The organism is uncultured Victivallis sp. (assembly GCF_944391105.1).
GTDB lineage: Bacteria > Verrucomicrobiota > Lentisphaeria > Victivallales > Victivallaceae > Victivallis.
Window position 1 is genome coordinate 1 of the sequence record NZ_CALXSK010000061.1, and the last position, 16,112, is coordinate 16,112.

Consider the following 16,112-nt stretch of genomic DNA (forward strand, 5'->3'; position numbering starts at 1 on the left):
GTATCACATCTTTGAGAATCAGCCTCTCTCATTTCATAATCGCTGCATCATTCCTTTTTACCATAGCAACTGTTTTCGGGACCAATCGTAATATTCGTTTGTCGATCAGGCAAAAATATTTCTGTTATCATGCTAGATTTAGAAAATGGAAGGATATACGTCCTTATAAGAATATATGTTACTCAGACCGAGTTTCACACTCTCTCTTATATTATCACCATCAATTTTTTTTATTTGCAAAATTACATCATAAAAACATTTTAAAATTTCTGGAGATTCACCAAATGTTTTTATCCCCCTGACGGGATCTTCATAAACTCCATAAGAAAAAATAGAGTCCCACCACATTATATCTGCTCCGCCATTTATTTTATATTTAGAAAATAAATATAAAAAAAGGTTATAAAAAGAATCTATACATTCTTTTCGTATTTTCCAAGGAATATCTTCATCAAGTAGATATAATATGTAACCATATGCACTGGGAATAAACCATAACCCCTGATTAATCTGTTCGAAAAAATAGTCTTCTACAAGCAACTCCGGCGCATTAAAAAGTTTTGTAGAATATTCAATCATTTTACTATGATTGCCCTGATATTCCCAATCCTCTGAAAAATACCATTCTGGAGTTGTAAGGGGATGAGCAAACGTAAATTTTAACCACTCACTAAAATTATATTGAGATATATCCAACATCGCTTTCCCCTGTTTGATGATATCTTGTGTGAGAATAAATGATTCTGTTTTTCAGAAAAAAAACCGTGCATTCCTCCCCCAAAATGGTTAACATTTTATTGAAAGATTGTTGTAAATCCCTGTGAGTTACTATATCCCATTGCCTGCAGATTACAAGTTCCGAAATAGACTTCATCCGGCATCCGATAGGCGAATTGCAATACTATAGCACGGAGTTTCTTCTCTCGCCTGTAAGCTGAAGCTATTCGGCTACATACCCGGCGCAGCCGGTAGTTTTTTGCGCTTAAGCAATATAAAAAAACCGACCGGGGAAACCGGTCGGCAAAATTGCAAAAGATGGTCGGGGTGAGAGGATTTGAACCTCCGGCCTCTGCGTCCCGAACGCAGCGCTCTAGCCAGACTGAGCCACACCCCGAAAATTGTTTTATAATATAACCCGCATTCGATAAAATACAAGCTTAAAACTGGTCGATTGGATAAAATTCCGGAGATTTTCCCTCCGAAAACGGTCAATCTTCCTTCTTCAGGGAGATCACAACCTTCTTGTAGGCACCCTCTCCAATCGATTCCGTCGTCAGCTCCGGATCTTCCTTGAGCGTGACATGGATGATCCGGCGGTCATGCGCGTTCATCTCCGGCAGCGTCACCGGTTCTCCCCAGCGCTTTACCTCCTTGGCTGCATCCAGAGCCTGCTGCTCAAGCTGATCCTTCGTGCTCGTGCGCTCCTCACGCCGGGGACGGCGATCACGACGCTCACGCTGCTGAGGACGTTCACGACGATCGTCACCTTCCCCGGCAGACTCCTCTTCCGACCCGGAAGCTGATTCGGAACGGGCTCCGCGCTCCCCGCGGGCATAACCATCGATGTCGAGCATGATGTGCGGGCACTCCTCATCGCCTTTGAACATGATCCGGTTCAACAGCAACTGAAGACTCTCAAGCGTCTGTCCCTTGCGACCGATGATCCGGCCCGCATCGTCTGAACTGATTTTAACCCCGATACGAGCCCCCTTCTCCTCCACACGGAGCGACGCCGACAACCCGAGGTAGTCGAACATCGTGGTCAATACTTTGATAATCTTTGCTTTCTGTTCTTCGAATTTCACGTTTTCCGACATGCTGATCTTCCCTTTTTTTAAATCCGGCGGCTACTTCCCGGTGATTCCGGCCGGTTTCGCCTCGTGGTCCTTGTAGTGACGCCGCTGCAAGCGCATCTGAATGATACTGAAGAAATTGCTGACACTCCAGTAGAGCGTCAGACCCGACGGGAGATCGTACAGGAACAAAAGCATGATGACCGGCATCATCAGCATCACCTTCTTCTGCATCGGATCGATCGACATCGGGGTCATGTGCTGCTGAACAACCATCAGACCGGTCATGATGAGCACCAGCGGGTTGATCGGCAGATTGAAGAAGTAGAGCGGGATCGTCAGCACCGTATCCGCCGCCGCAAGATCCTTCGCCCAGAGAAACGGAACCTGGCGCAGTTCCACCGCTCCGTCCAGCGTCGCGTACAATGCGAAGAATACCGGGATCTGCAACAGGATCGGCAGGCATCCGCCGAACGGATTGACACCTTCCGCACGCTGCAACTCCTGCATCTTCACATACTGAAGCTGGGGATTGTCCTTGTATTTTTCCCGGATTTCCTTCATCTTCGGCTGAAGCGCCTGCATCTTCCGCATCGACGCGTTCGCCTTCGCCGTGATCGGATAGAAGAGAATCCGCACCATCAACGTCAGAATAATGATCGAAACCCCGTAGGAGCCGACGATTCCATGCAACGCCACCAGCACCCACAGCAACAGCCGCGCCAGATAGTCGAGCGGCCCCCACGCCAGGTGCATCATCCGCGCCGTCGACCCATCGAACTTACGCAGAAGTGAAATGACTTTCGGTCCATAATACGCACGGAAATCATAACTCTTGATCTCATCCGCGCCAAGCTGGAAATTGGGATACTGCGCTCCGACTTCGAGAATCACGTTCTTCTCTTTCAGCCCGCAGTACCAGAAGCGGTTCTGGTAGAGCGTGAACGGCTGTTCCGCCGTCAGGATCGTCCCGAAATATTTGTTGCCGACGCCCGCCCACGCCACCTGCGGCGGCGGCACCAGAAAGAAATCCTCGTTCTGTTCCTTGACTCCGGCCTTGATGTCCATATATTTGCCGTTTGCGGTCAGCAGGTCCATGCGGTGAGAGGGAATGCGCACCGCGTCACCCGAATACATCGCCCACGGCGCGAGATCTCCGCCGTTGATCGTCAGAGCCGGGAACAGCAGCGGAGCGCCCGAAACGTTCTGAAAAGTTACGCGGCAGTGCACCTGATAATTTCCGGCGAGTTTCCACTCCTGCGTCAGGAGGAACTCTCCGCCGCCGGCGGCACGCAGACGGCGCGTAAGCGAGTAGGTTCCAGAAGCCTCATCGAGCTTTTCGGCTTCCACCTTCACGAGTTCCCACGTCGAAGTGCGGTCGAAAACCGAAAGCGCACCGACCCGGGTCAACCCCTGGTAGAGATCGATGGGATAACGCTTCGTCGCGTCCAGATAACGGGGGAGAGTGATCCGGCTGATCTTGCCTTCGTCCGGCTTGATCGTCAGAATCATCTCATCATTCTTCAGAATCCGGAACGGATCCTCCGGTTTGTTTTCGGCGGTCCAGACCGCGATCGATTCATCCCGCTCCTGCACGGGGGGAATCAGCCCGAAGGAACGGGCAATCGGCCGGCCGACAATCAGAATCACCACGCAAATGGCGATGAACACCAACGTTTCTTTATCGAATTTCACTGTAGCAAACCTGTCTCGTTTCCGCTGTTCGGAACTCTGTTTTTCCGCCGCACAACCGCGCCCGGTGACTCTAATGGGCTGCGGGGGGCTTTGAACGTGGCGGGGGAATCGGATCCCAGCCACCCTTGCAATACGGCTGGCAACGCAGCAACCGCCAGACCGTCAGACAACTTCCCCACCAGAATCCATGAACCCGCAACGCCTCAACGGCATACCGCGAGCAGGTCGGCTCAAACCGACAGCAATTCGGCAGCAGCGGAGAAATCGTCCACTGATAAACCTTGATACATGCAATCAGCACTCGGGCGGCAAATCCGCAACTTCCCGCGGCAGCAGCCCCGCCTTCGCCAGCAACCCCGCAAGTTCCCGGGTCACCTGCCGACGATCGGCTTTCTCCATCCGACGGCGCGGAATCAGCAACAGATGGCGAACCTCGATGGATCCCTTCAGCAGCCGGAAGCTCTCCCACAGCAACCGGCGCGCCCGGTTGCGTTTCACGGCGAGCAAACTGTATTTTTTTCCGCATATCACCCCGCACCGCAGACGTTTGTCCGGCGCCGGGGCGTAGACGACCAGCATGCTCGAACCGACCAGTTTCTCTCCGTTCTGCCGGATCTGATCGAATTCGGACTTGAATCGGATCTTATCCGTTTTGCAAAGCGTTCGTTTCACTGTTTCGATTCATGCGCAGGTCCGGCGCAACACCCCGCCGAACCCGAAAAGAATAGTTGTCACGCGGTCAGACGGGCACGGCCTTTCTGACGACGACGCTTGATGACCAGACGGCCGTTCTTGGTCGCCATGCGGGCGAAAAATCCGATCCGGCGCTTGCGACGGCGATTCGAGGGCTGAAATGTTCTTTTCATCGTTCTCTTTCCTTCTATTCTGAATTGATTCGCTTTTTACAAATTGTCCAAATACAGAAACTATAAAATACATCCATTCCCGGTTTAGTCAAGTCCCAAAACACGGAAAGAACAAACTTTCCCGGGTTTCTTCCGAAAAAAACGGGCAAAAACAGCATTTGCCGTTTTCGCCCCCCGCTTCCAGATCGAACCGGCTTACTCCACGACCGGAGTCAGCGACTCGACGTACAGAACCGGCACCCGCCAGCCGGGAACCCGGAAGGAACGTCCCCGGAACGTCAGCTCCTTGTCACCAAGATCGGCGAGCTTGATCTGATCCGAACAGACATAATAGACGTGGGTGTCCCCTTTCATAAGCGCATATTGCAACAGCGGAACCGTGGTGTTTTCGATCTTCAGCAGCGCTCCCTTTTCCGTGACCGGGGTTCCCTCGGCAGGAGTGACGCGCAGTTCTCGCAGCGCCGCTTCGGTCTCGGCGCTCATCTTCGCCGGTTGCTTTTCTTCCGGCTTCGCTGCCGGCTTTGCTTCCGGCTTTGCTGCCGGCTTCGCTGCCGGTTTCGCTTCCGGCTTCACTTCCGGCTTCACTTCCGGCTTCGCTTCCGGTTTCACTTCCGGCTTCGCTTCCGGTTTCACTTCCGGCTTCGCTTCCGGTTTCACTCCCGGCAGATACTGAACATAACGTTTGGCCGCGTAGAGTTTGAGTCCGGCGGGAGGCTCAATTTTCGCCCAGCCGTAGCGGTCAATTTCAAGCACCTTGACCGTACTTCCCTTCGGCAGCACGCCGTAACTTGCGGCCCGGTTGCTGCCTGCGACGTACATCTTCAGGGGAGCGGTCGTCTTGTCCTCATTCAGATAGACCGCTGAAATATAGACCGGCGCAGTAACCGGAATCGCAATTTCAACGAACTCCCCGTTTTCGCCAAGCACGTTGACCTGGAAGCCGCGATCGAGCTTCACGGCTACCGGAGCCCTGAGATCCGGTTTGAGCCGGACATTCAGAAGATCGGCGGCGACCACGCCTTCCGCCGCGGAAGCGGTCAGAAGTCCGAACGAGCAGAACGCTCCAAAACAGGCATAAGCAAATGATTTTTTCATGATTTCATACTCCCGGGGTTTTACAGGTACTGTAATACCGCAAATGATTTTTTCAATTCCTCATCCGGGTAAATTCGTCTTTTTTTCAGAATCCGACCGGTTGCTTCCCCCCTTCCTTCGCCGAATTTCGGAAGGGCTGCCTCCGGTACCGCGATGGATCAGCCGGCAAAACGAGGTATAGCTTGCGTAGCCGCAACGGCGCGCAACCTCGGAGAACGGGAGATCGCTGCTGCCCAGAAGAGCCAGCGCATTTCCGTACCGGACGTCGCGGATATAATTCCCGAGCGACCGCTGCATGTTCTCCGCAAAGAGTTTGGTCAGTGTCGAACGCGGAACGTCGAACACCTCGCAGAGCGTGCCGATGCAGAGATCTGGATCGTCGAAGTGCGTCCGGACATAACTCACGCACCGCTCGAACAGCGTTCCCTGCGGTTCCGTATTGCGTCGCAGGTGCGCGAGAATCTCCAGCACGAGTGCCGCGAGATGGCCGACTGTTTGAGGATCATCTGCGGTGATATGTTCCGCAATTTCCCGGAACAATTCCGTCGGGCACGGCACCGATCGCAGATGGCGCGGAAAACGATAGGAGAGCAGCACCGCTTCCGCCAGCGGGCCGTCGAAACAGAGCCAGCGGCACCGCCACTGGCGGGAGATTGCGCGCCGCAGATGATCCTCGCCCGGGAGCCAGATGAACGCATCATTCTCTCGAATCTCGAACGCCTGCCCGAAGTATACGACCTCGCCGATGCCGCCGATCCCCCAGCAGAGTTCCACAAACGGATTGCGTATCCCGTGATTGAACGCCTCCTCGTGTCCTTTCAGCATCGTGATTCCGGTGGAATAGGCATAGAGCGGCTGCGGGATCAAGCCGAGATCGAACTTCCCTTCCCGGATAAAAAATTCCTCTTCCATAGTCAATTCGCCATATTTGTTGTCGCAATGAAACCAAAAAAGCGATGCTTATCAATACTTATAATATCATATTTGTTTTTATTTTCAAATAGTTAAATATAAAAAAACAATTTTTTCTCTTATAGTTAAAAAGGTAATTTTTTAGTTGAATTGCATATTGCCTCCTGAGTTTATCTGCGGTATAATATTAACAGAGTCAACCTCGGGAGGTTTTATGAAAAGAAATTTTACCTTGATCGAACTGCTGGTCGTAATTGCAATCATCGCCATCCTTGCCTCTATGCTGCTGCCGGCATTGAATCAGGCACGAGCGCGAGCCCATGCCACCCAGTGTGTCAACACGTTAAAAAATCTTGGTCAGATGTTCAATTTTTACGCCAACGACAACGATGGGGTCCTCCCCGGAGTTTCCATCTCTTCGGATGGAGATGGATATTGGACATATTATATCGCGCCTTATTACAATTGCACAGCACTGGAATGGTGGGTGCGTATTGAGGATCTGGGCAACGCCGGTTTGCGCTGTTCGGCGGCGGCTGGAGCGAACAATTCGAACGCGGTCAATTACGGCATGTGGATCCCCGGCAGCATGTTCAATGTCCCCCCAAAACTTTCTTCCATTCAATTGCCCTCCGCGCTTTGTCTCGCAGCAGACGCGAGCTGGAACACCGCCGGTTGGTACAATACCCATGTCGCATACTTCGGCCTGCCGGATCCCGTACATCCGGGCAGCTCTTCCAATATTCTTTACTACGACTTCCACGTGAATACGCGGCGCCGGACAGAAATCCCGACTGACGCCACGGATGTGTTCTGGACGGGGAAACGGTAATTCTCATTTCACATACAGGAGTTTTTCGATGAAGAAATGGTTTGCAGCCACGGCTGCTATGCTCAGCCTTGCCGTGATAGCAGGGGCCGCCGAATTGCCGCAGGTTGGCGGGTTCCTGAATTTCGAGCCGTCAGGCGACTTCCATGTCGACAATCTTGCCTTCCAACTCACGCACTTCGGACAAGACTGGACTCTCACGACCCAGAATCCCTCCTGCGTAACCCCGGCCAAGGGGTTTCCCGCAGTCACGGCCGGCTCCTTCCGGCTGAACGGGCAGTTCAAAGTTTCCAACGGCGTCTTTCAGCTGAGCGAAACCGTCACGTCCAGACAACCGAATCAGGCCAATTTCAATTTGCAACTGTCTTCACGGGAGATGATCTTCACCAATGATCTCGCCATTCAGGTGCTGCTCCCCTGCGACCGCTATCTCGATGTGCCGATTCTTGCGGACGGCAGGAAGATCAATTTCCCGAAACAGTACAATGCCGACGACGCGGCCCGGGGACTCCGGATCAAAAACCTGGTCCTCCCTCTCGACCGCGGAACCCTGACCATCTCCGGAGATTTCGGCATACGCTTTCAGGACAACCGGCTCTACAAGATCAATGAGTGGGCGCTCCGCATTCAGCCGGAACGCAAAACCCCGTCGATCAACGGAGCATCCCTCCGGTTGAAACTGAGCTACATCCCGCTGCCCAGCACAGCCGTCGATCTGCGCAAAGCCGCCAATGCCGGCCTGACCGACGAAGTCGCCAGCGATGCGAAAGGCGGCTGGACGGACCAGGGCCCGGGAAACGATCTGCGCTCATTCAAGACCGGGCCCGGCGAATACGCCGGAATCAACTTCAACGTGATCGATCAGGCCTCCAACAACGGTCGCTCCATCATCGCGCTACGCGGCAGAAACTGCCTCCACTATCCCACGACCGTGACGGTGGAACTCCCCCAGCCGACGGCTGCCAAATATCTTTACATCCTGAGCGCACTCGGCTGGGAGCCGCTGGACAAGGTCGAAATCGGCACCATCACCTGTGAATATGACGATACCCGGTTCGTATCCAGAAGCGAAGGACACTTCAACGTTGTCAGCGGCGTCGACACCGCCAACTTCTGGATGCCGCGCCAGATCAAAAACGCGGCGATCGGCTGGCGGGGAATCAACCCGAGCGCCAGAATCGGCCTTTATGTCACGCGCTTTCCTCTCTCCGGAAAGCCGGTGAAACGGATCACGTTCGAAAGCAACGGCGCCGCCGAATGGTTCATTCCGGCCATCACCCTCACCGACCGAAAGGTGGATCCCGCGCTTGACATCCCGCTGGTCATGCAGCCGGATTCAGACTGGGTGGAATTCAAAAACCGTAAGGATGTCAAACCCGGAAGCATTCTCGACTTCTCCGACCTCCTCGACGCTCCCGCAGGAAAATACGGGCGCCTGCGCAGCGTGAACGGACGGGCGGAATTTGAAAAACGCCCCGGCATCCCCGCCCGTTTCTACGGCGCCAATATCGCCTATGACGTCCATTTCATGGAGAAGGAAAAAGCAGACAAACTCGCGGAACTCTGCGCACGCACGGGATACAATCTGATCCGTTTCCACCATTTCGACCGGCAACTGGTCGAGCGATCCGGGGGAAACTGCACCACGCCCGACGCCGATCGCCTCGACCGCATGGATTACCTGCTCAGCGCCCTGAAGAAACGCGGAATCTACACGACGATCGACCTCTTCACCATGCGCGAGATCGCCGCGGGAGAATTCCCGGAAAATCCCGACTGGGCTCCCGCGCTGGAAGAGTACAAGGCGCTGATCTTCATTAGCGACGCGGCGATGAAAAACTATCAGGAGTTCTCCGCGAATCTGCTTAATCACGTCAACCCCTATACCGGATTCGCCTGGAAGGATGAACCGGCGATCATCACGATCAGCATGATCAACGAAGATACGTTGACCAACATCGCGTTCAGCACTCCACGTGTGGCGAAACTCTATCAAAAGCGTTTCGATGCCTGGCTGAAAAAACGCGGGATCACGACGCAGCCCGATACGCTCTCCGGGTACCGCCGGCAGTTCCTCGCAGAAACGTATCTCGAAGGATTTCGGAAGCTGGAGGCGTTCTACGACCAACTGGGCGTCCGCGCCCTGCTCACCGATCAGAATTATGTTCCAAGCATTCCTTCATCCGTGCTGCGCGAGCAGTATGACTACGTGGATCTGCACTTCTACTGGAGCCATCCGCAGTTTCTCGGCGGAAACTGGGGATTGCCGACGGGAATCAACAACGAAAGCGCCATCAAGCACTATGCGGGCGGAGTCAACGAAATGTTCCCGGGCCGGAATTACGGCAAGCCTTTCGCCGTCACCGAGTGGGATTATGTGAATCCCAACGATTACGTGGTGGAAGGGGCTTTCCTGACCGGCGCCTACGCCGCTCTCCAGGACTGGAGCATTCTCTGCCGCTTCACCTACATCGGGACGGAGCAGAATGTGAATAACGACCTTTCTCTGACCGGATTCTTCGAAATCATCAACGATCCTCTGCGGAGATTGTCCGAAGCGGCGGGATTGATGACCTTCCTGCGGGGCGACGTGAAAGCCTCTGAGGTGAACTTCCCCTTCCTGGTAAGCAACAAGTACTTTGATAATCCGAGAAATCCGGACTGGTATCCGAAGCTCGTGGGCCGTCTCGGCCTGATCGGGAAGACCGGATCCTTGATCGCCGCACCCGGAAAGTGCCCGGAACTTCCGCCCGCCACCCGGGCGGTGATCTCAACGCCAGGATCCTGGGATGGGATCAAATTCCCGGTGCCCTTCCTGGACAACACCGCCGACATCCGGGACAGTCTGCAACACCTGCAGCAGGCCGGAGCGATCACGAAGGATGAATACGATCCAAAAAACGACCGCTTCCGGAGCAGCACCGGAGAACTTCTTCTCAACTGCGGCAGAGGAACCTTCCAGATCACAACGCCGCGCAGCGAGTCGTTCCTCCTCGGAGAGGATCAGAACCTCGCCGGGAAATTCGCCGCGGTCTCCAATCGCCAGACCTTCGGCGCCTTCCTGATCGCCGCCCGCGATGAGCTGCCGCTGGAGACGAGCCGCCGGATCCTGCTGCTTCACCTGACCGCCACCCGCAATACGGAACAGCGTTTCCAGAACGCCGAGGCGCACGTTCTGGAGAGCTGGGGACGGCCTCCCCTGCTGATCCGGCGCGGCGAAGCGGATATGGTCATCAACCGCGACCTGAGTGGATTCAAACTCTACGCGGTCGGCCTCGACGGCAGCCGCGCCATGGAGATTCCGCTCAAAATCGAAGGAGGAAAAACCAGTTTCACCCTCCGGAACATCACTCCGAATGGAATCTTCGCGGCTTACGAGTTGATTTCGGAATAACAAACGGTTCTTTCCGGAACGTTTCAACGGCTTTTGAGCGGCTTTTTCGAAAGTTCTCTCAAAAGCCGTTTTTCATGCCGCGAATGTTCCTCCGCGGGAAGTGCTTGACAAACCCCTTCGCCCTTGCTATATTATCTCACCGACAGGGAGTGGAATCCCCGGGACGGAAACCGATGTGGCAGGAGGTACGGCAATGCAGATTGTGAAAACAGGAATCATCAGTGCGGCGATCGGGGTCATCACCTTCCTTGGAGGCTGTGCGGTATCGGATCTCCCGCTGAAGGAGACGGTGTGGGTTCAAATTCCGGATTCCACCGTCCAGCCGTCTCCGGCCGGCAGGAATGAACCGGCATGGTTTTTGATCGACCGCGGGAACCGTCTCACCGGCAACGGTGGAGTGAACCAGATCATCGGTTCGGTCAAGACGGCTGAGGACGGGAAACTCGTCTTCAATCCTCCCGCGACAACCCGTATGGCAGGGCCGAATCTGCCGTCTGAGAACGCGTTTCTCAAGGTGCTGGAGAGCACCCGGAGTTATCAGCTTTCCGGAGAAACACTCACACTCCTGGATGAGAACGGCAAACCGATCGCGACCTTCAAGGCGGGGCCGCACGAGTGGAAGTATCTGGAGCAGTAATATTTCTTTGGCAACGGCAGAATGGAGAGAAAAATGAGAATGCATCAATTTTCGATTATGGCGGCGGCCTGCTGTGCGGCGATGCTGATCGGCGGGTGCTCAACTCCGTTGAAAAATACGGTATGGGTGCCGGAAAAGCTGGAAAATCAGGGTGCGGTAAAACTCATTGAACCAGTGCCGGTCTGGTTCGAGATCAACGACACCAACATGGTCTACGGGAACAGCGGAGCAAACCGCTTTTCCACAGTGGCCGACATCGATCAGGAGAAGGGGACGCTCTCATTCCGTCCCGGAGCCACCACCCTGATGGCCGGTCCGAACCTCGGTTATGAAGCGAAATTCAACGAGACGATGCAGGCGATCCGCAGCTATTCGATCAGCGGCAGGACTCTCACCGTCTACGGCGAGGACGGCAAACCGGTCGCGACCTTCAAAGCAGGCTCGCCTGAGCTCAAGACGCGGAAATGAAGCCGGGGCCCCGGCTGGAAGAGTTCATCCGTCACCTGCGGGGAGAACGCAACGCCAGCGAACACACCATTGCGGCTTATGTTCACGACATCATCGAGTTTGCACAGCTTGTACGCAACTCGGATGAAAGTTTTGACGACTGGCAGAGCGTGGATCTCGAACAGGCCAGAACGTTCCAGATGAAACTCTTCGAAGCCGGGGACTGCAAACGATCACAGCGGCGGAAACTCTCCGCACTGCGGTCGTTTTTCCGTTATCTGCAGAAAACCGGGCAGCTTGATGCGAATCCGTTTACCCGGATGCCGCCGCTGAAGGTCGAACGCCCGCTTCCGACGGTGATGAACCTCAGCCAGATCGACCGACTGCTCGCGGCGGTTCCCGCTTACTGGGAAAAAGCGGTCGTCACGGGGCTGGCCAAAACGGAAGAGGGTGCGGAGTTTGCTTCGGCACGTGACCGGGCGCTGGTTGAGACGATCTATTCGGGCGGACTCCGGATCAGCGAAGCGCTCGGACTCAATTATGAGGATCTTGACCTCGCAGCCGGAGTGGCCAGGGTTCGCGGCAAAGGGAAAAAGGAACGGTTCGCCATGATGGGACGGTATGCGGCGGCAGCGTTGAAGGAGTATTCCGCCATCTGCCGAGAGCGCGGCTGGGAAACCGGGCCGGGAACGCCGATTTTCCGAAACCGTTTCGGGGAGCGACTGACAGCTCGTTCATTCCAGCGCAATCTGAAGAATTATCTGATGGAAGGCGGCCTGCCGCCGGACTTCACACCGCACAAACTGCGCCACTCCTTCGCCACCCATCTGCTCGACAACGGCGCCGATCTGCGCAGCGTCCAGGAGCTGCTTGGCCATGAAAATCTCAGCACGACGCAGATCTACACCCACATCAGCGCCGAGCGGATGCGGAATGTCTACGATCACGCCCACCCGCGTGCGAAAAAGTGATCTCCCGAAAGCCGGTTTTATTCGAAGAAGTCGACTTTCGTGTCCAGATCGTGTGAATTCTCCATATTCATGGTATGAGAGGAGAATGGAATCAGCAGAACAATCCAGTTGTTGTAGGAGGCGCTGGAGTTGACACCGGCGAGCACCTCAAGCGGTTTGCGGTCTTTCGCTTCGAAGATGTTGAAGGCGAATCTGCCGTAGGCGATCCGGGTGTATTTGCTGAAAATCGGAATCTCGGGCACGGCGAAAGAGACACTGGTATCCGGAACCGGGATCGGCACCTGGGGCGTTCCGATGAAGAACTTGCTGTAATCGGTGCCGAGTACGCCGCAGAGCGGCTGAATGATGATGTCAGCCTCTTCGGTCTTGCGCGTGATGATGATATCAAATTTCGACACCTGCATCTCAAGAATACCCTGCACGTACTGTTTGTCCACCTGGGGGGCGAAATAATCGTAATCGAAAAACACCTTTTTTCCGGAATATTTGCTGAAATCCAGATTGCCGATCGCATGTTCGACCGTACTGGCGATGAGATATTGTTCGATGGCGGAACGAGACGTATTCGTCACCCAGGGGGTCGTGCAACCGCTGAGCAGCAGAATCACGCCCCAGAAGCCGAAGGCGGCCGAAAACAAACATTTCATCAAAGATTTCTCCAGGAATTGACTGAGATTTTGAAAGCCGCGATATCCGGTTGCGAAACACCGATACCGACTATATTACCATAAACCGGAAATCCTCAAAATTCAACCGTGCCATCCAGGAAATTCCGGAAAAGCCATCCCCCCATCAGATACGCCTTGCGCAAGAAAAAATGAAAAATCTTCTGTTGGCGAGCTTGCATTCCTCCGGATAAGAACTATATTAAAGAGCATGATGCGGGAGACCGCGTCAGAGCCGATGCAGCCCCGTGGTGTAATGGTAGCACAAGTGATTCTGGTTCATTTAGTTGAGGTTCGAATCCTTGCGGGGCTGCCATTTTTTTTGCCCTCCTCAAACTCTTGAGTTTTAAGCGCGTTTTCTATCCCGTCCGGCAGATGATTGGGGCACATTTGGGTCACAAATGGGGCACAAATGGGTCACAATCGCGGATTTGAGGGGTACCATAAAATGCCGTATATGATGATCAAGGGTAAAATGCCTTATTTCAGATCCCGGATTCCGGCAAGGCTCTCACACCGGATGGATCGCAATGAAATACGGATTCCAGTCCGCACGACTGATTTGCAAAAAGCATCTGCCGTATGTAGATTACTGCAACGGCAAATGAACAGGATATGCGATATCATGGAAAAAGAAAATCATTCTTTCACTTATGACGAACTAAGGGCAAAACTGGATGAAGTAGCCAATCTTTTACTTTCCTCTATTGAAAGTTGGACCTTTGACTACATTCACAGCAACCACAATACCCCCAAAGACCGAGAAGAGGTTGCGCGGGGAATAGACCATTTCATCAATGACACCCGAAGAAGTCTTGTGGAAAGTGATTACGGGATTGCCCAACGTGATTTCCAGACCATGGGGCCGCCGGAACTGCAAAACATTTCTTCTCTTTGGGCCTTCGACTCTCTGGCAAAAGAGTATTACCAAAAGAGAATTCACGTTTTGGAGGTTGCCAAACAGCATTTACAGGGGAACTACGATACGGAATACGATCGTCGGAAAGGTACTGCCACCGTTGATCCCCATGCGACCTTGCAAGCGAGAGCCATGCGCGAACAAATCATACCGGCCCCTGTTTCAACTCCTGAAGTTTCATTTTCACAGTTGATAGAACAATTCATTGAGTTCAAAGTTTCTTCTGGAGAATGGAAAGCGAAGACCCGGGTCAGTCGGCAAGCCTCTCTTCATCTGCTTGTCGAGTATTTCGGCGAAGAATGTGATCCAGCTGCAATAACAGCCTCCCAAATGCTTGATTTTCGGGAAAAAGTCCTGCGCAAACTCCCCGTCAGAAGAAACGTGTCCCCGGAATACCGGAATAAATCCTTGAAAGACCTGCTGGAACTGGATCATATCAAAACAATGGATATCGCCACCATCAATGACTATCTGATGGTGTGCAGCAGCTTCTTCCAGTGGGGAATCCGTTTCCATGACTGGAAATCCAATCCGGTTTCCGGCCTGTTAATCAGCGATCAGCGTTCAGACGATGCGAAAAGAGTCCCTTACACTCAAACTGAAATCGAAACCATTTTCAGAAACTGGGTAACGTTTCCGGATAATACCCCGGCTCGAAAGGCCAGAAAAGAACAGTTCGGCTGGATTCTTCTGATCGCCGCTCACAGCGGCATGCGTGAGAATGAGATTTGCCAATTGTTCGTCTCGGATATCGTTTGTTCAAACGGGATTCCCTGTTTTGATCTTCAAGAGAACCATCCCACGAAATCATTGAAAAATCGGCAATCAAGACGCCAGGTTCCGATTCACGCCCAACTGTTGAAACATGGCTTTCTCACTTTTGTCAACCGTCAACGGGAACTGCCGGAAAAAATCATTTGCGAAGGAACGCCTCCGGTTCGACAGCTTTTCCCCTGTTGTCTCTGGGATAAGAACAACCACTACGGAAGAAACTTTTCCAGAGCTTATGCCGCCTTCAGTCACGCAATACTCCCCGATTCCCCGGCAAAATTTCACAGCTTCCGGCATAATGTAGCAACCTGTCTCAACAATCTGGATGGAATATCCTCACACCATGTCAGCCGAATTCTCGGCCATGCTCAGCAGACGACAACAGAACGTATTTACACCAAAACCGACTTGGAAGTTCTGTCCGGAATCCTCAATCGAATGCATTATAACGTTGATCCATTCGAGTTGCTTGGGATGCCATCTCTCTCAGATGCCGCAGTGCAAGAGCAAATTGCCCTCCTTCCTGTAAAGGGATGAGTTTTACCTTTTAAAAAAGAGGCTCCGATTTTAATCGGAACCTCTTGCCGGATCAAGCCTCGCGATAACAGGGCTTGAAACCGGTACTGATAGCGGAAGCCAGCCAAAACAGACCGGCAAGCAGCATCAGGCCGATACCGACCTCGAACAAAGAGGGCAGCAGAGCGATCAACAGCCATGCGGCGACGATGGCAAGGGCGGCAGTCAGGATTTCTTTCAGCATAGTTCGGGTTTCCTTTCGTGTGGTTGAAGATAAAACCGACGGCAGAGAAACTGCCGCCGGGGTACTTGGGTAGGCACCGTTCCGAGTGTACCAAGTTCGGAACGGGAGCGGGTCTGTTTTGGTCGGACCGCAGTGTTCTTTACTGACTAATTGGCATACAGTGGAAATTTCTGACACTCTTCCCGATAAAAATGCCCTTCTATTTCCTCCAGAGAATGGCTTCCCGTCCATCGAGTCCGAATAACCGGGTCAATCCCCGGTAACAGAGATCGGCGCGGGCGGGACTGTACTTCTTGGCGGTTTCAGTGAAGGCGTTCAACAAACTCCACCGGGTAGGCTCGGCGAACTCCTCGTGTTT

16 protein-coding genes and 2 tRNA genes are annotated in these 16,112 nt (G+C 53.5%); 7 read left to right on the forward strand and 11 right to left on the reverse strand.

Annotated features, from left to right (window positions below; genetic code table 11):
* Positions 1-138: 138 nt before the first annotated feature.
* The 9 genes from Q0K10_RS14425 to Q0K10_RS14465 form a co-directional block, all read right to left on the reverse strand.
* Complete coding sequence (locus Q0K10_RS14425) at positions 139-699, reverse strand: hypothetical protein (RefSeq protein WP_294508416.1); 561 nt, start codon at positions 697-699, stop codon at positions 139-141.
* Between the two features lie 337 nt (positions 700-1,036).
* Positions 1,037-1,114: transfer RNA gene (locus Q0K10_RS14430), tRNA-Pro, on the reverse strand.
* Positions 1,115-1,208: 94 nt separating this feature from the next.
* Complete coding sequence (locus tag Q0K10_RS14435) at positions 1,209-1,817, reverse strand: R3H domain-containing nucleic acid-binding protein (protein ID WP_294508419.1); 609 nt, start codon at positions 1,815-1,817, stop codon at positions 1,209-1,211.
* Positions 1,818-1,847: 30 nt separating this feature from the next.
* Positions 1,848-3,488 (reverse strand): YidC/Oxa1 family insertase periplasmic-domain containing protein, encoded by a 1,641-nt coding sequence (locus tag Q0K10_RS14440; RefSeq protein ID WP_294508424.1) that lies wholly within the window; start codon positions 3,486-3,488, stop codon positions 1,848-1,850.
* Positions 3,489-3,558: 70 nt separating this feature from the next.
* The gene (gene yidD / locus Q0K10_RS14445; RefSeq protein WP_294508427.1) at positions 3,559-3,789 is read right to left on the reverse strand and encodes a membrane protein insertion efficiency factor YidD; all 231 of its coding nucleotides are present in this window, start codon (positions 3,787-3,789) and stop codon (positions 3,559-3,561) included.
* Positions 3,783-4,160 (reverse strand): ribonuclease P protein component, encoded by a 378-nt coding sequence (gene rnpA / locus Q0K10_RS14450; RefSeq protein ID WP_294508430.1) that lies wholly within the window; start codon positions 4,158-4,160, stop codon positions 3,783-3,785. The genes yidD and rnpA overlap by 7 nt, the downstream gene beginning before the upstream one ends.
* Before the next feature lie 59 nt (positions 4,161-4,219).
* Positions 4,220-4,354 carry a 50S ribosomal protein L34 gene (rpmH, locus tag Q0K10_RS14455; RefSeq protein ID WP_294483080.1) on the reverse strand — a complete coding sequence of 45 codons (135 nt, stop codon included), beginning with the start codon at positions 4,352-4,354 and terminating at the stop codon, positions 4,220-4,222.
* Positions 4,355-4,549: 195 nt separating this feature from the next.
* Entirely contained in the window at positions 4,550-5,449 is a 900-nt protein-coding gene (locus tag Q0K10_RS14460; RefSeq protein ID WP_294508433.1) for a hypothetical protein, read from the reverse strand.
* A 60-nt stretch (positions 5,450-5,509) separates the two neighbouring features.
* Positions 5,510-6,361: an AraC family transcriptional regulator gene (locus Q0K10_RS14465; RefSeq protein ID WP_294508436.1), complete on the reverse strand. Its 852-nt coding sequence runs from the start codon at positions 6,359-6,361 to the stop codon at positions 5,510-5,512.
* Between the two features lie 214 nt (positions 6,362-6,575).
* Here Q0K10_RS14465 and Q0K10_RS14470 point away from each other — a divergent pair, with 214 nt between their 5' ends.
* The 5 genes from Q0K10_RS14470 to Q0K10_RS14490 all read left to right on the forward strand — a co-directional run bounded on the left by Q0K10_RS14470 (position 6,576) and on the right by Q0K10_RS14490 (position 12,639).
* A complete protein-coding gene (locus Q0K10_RS14470) occupies positions 6,576-7,193 on the forward strand; it encodes a type II secretion system protein (RefSeq protein ID WP_294508440.1) in 618 nt (205 codons plus the stop codon).
* Between the two features lie 28 nt (positions 7,194-7,221).
* Positions 7,222-10,584, forward strand: a complete 3,363-nt coding sequence (locus Q0K10_RS14475; protein WP_294508443.1) for a hypothetical protein — start codon at positions 7,222-7,224, stop codon at positions 10,582-10,584.
* A gap of 193 nt (positions 10,585-10,777) precedes the next feature.
* Complete coding sequence (locus Q0K10_RS14480) at positions 10,778-11,221, forward strand: META domain-containing protein (protein WP_294508446.1); 444 nt, start codon at positions 10,778-10,780, stop codon at positions 11,219-11,221.
* A 33-nt stretch (positions 11,222-11,254) separates the two neighbouring features.
* On the forward strand, positions 11,255-11,689 hold the full coding sequence (locus tag Q0K10_RS14485; protein ID WP_294508449.1) for an META domain-containing protein: 435 nt from the start codon (positions 11,255-11,257) through the stop codon (positions 11,687-11,689).
* On the forward strand, positions 11,686-12,639 hold the full coding sequence (locus Q0K10_RS14490) for a tyrosine recombinase XerC (protein ID WP_294508452.1): 954 nt from the start codon (positions 11,686-11,688) through the stop codon (positions 12,637-12,639). Before Q0K10_RS14485 ends, Q0K10_RS14490 begins: the two co-directional genes overlap by 4 nt.
* A 17-nt stretch (positions 12,640-12,656) precedes the next feature.
* Here Q0K10_RS14490 and Q0K10_RS14495 read toward each other — a convergent pair whose 3' ends face one another.
* Positions 12,657-13,286 (reverse strand): DUF6655 family protein, encoded by a 630-nt coding sequence (locus Q0K10_RS14495; protein WP_294508455.1) that lies wholly within the window; start codon positions 13,284-13,286, stop codon positions 12,657-12,659.
* A gap of 260 nt (positions 13,287-13,546) precedes the next feature.
* On the opposite strand from Q0K10_RS14495, the gene Q0K10_RS14500 reads away from it, so the two are divergent.
* Positions 13,547-13,620: transfer RNA gene (locus tag Q0K10_RS14500), tRNA-Gln, on the forward strand.
* Positions 13,621-13,752: 132 nt separating this feature from the next.
* A complete protein-coding gene (locus Q0K10_RS14505) occupies positions 13,753-15,531 on the forward strand; it encodes a site-specific integrase (protein ID WP_294508459.1) in 1,779 nt (592 codons plus the stop codon).
* Between the two features lie 52 nt (positions 15,532-15,583).
* Here Q0K10_RS14505 and Q0K10_RS14510 read toward each other — a convergent pair whose 3' ends face one another.
* The gene (locus tag Q0K10_RS14510) at positions 15,584-15,754 is read right to left on the reverse strand and encodes a hypothetical protein (protein ID WP_294508462.1); all 171 of its coding nucleotides are present in this window, start codon (positions 15,752-15,754) and stop codon (positions 15,584-15,586) included.
* Between the last annotated feature and the right edge of the window lie 358 nt (positions 15,755-16,112).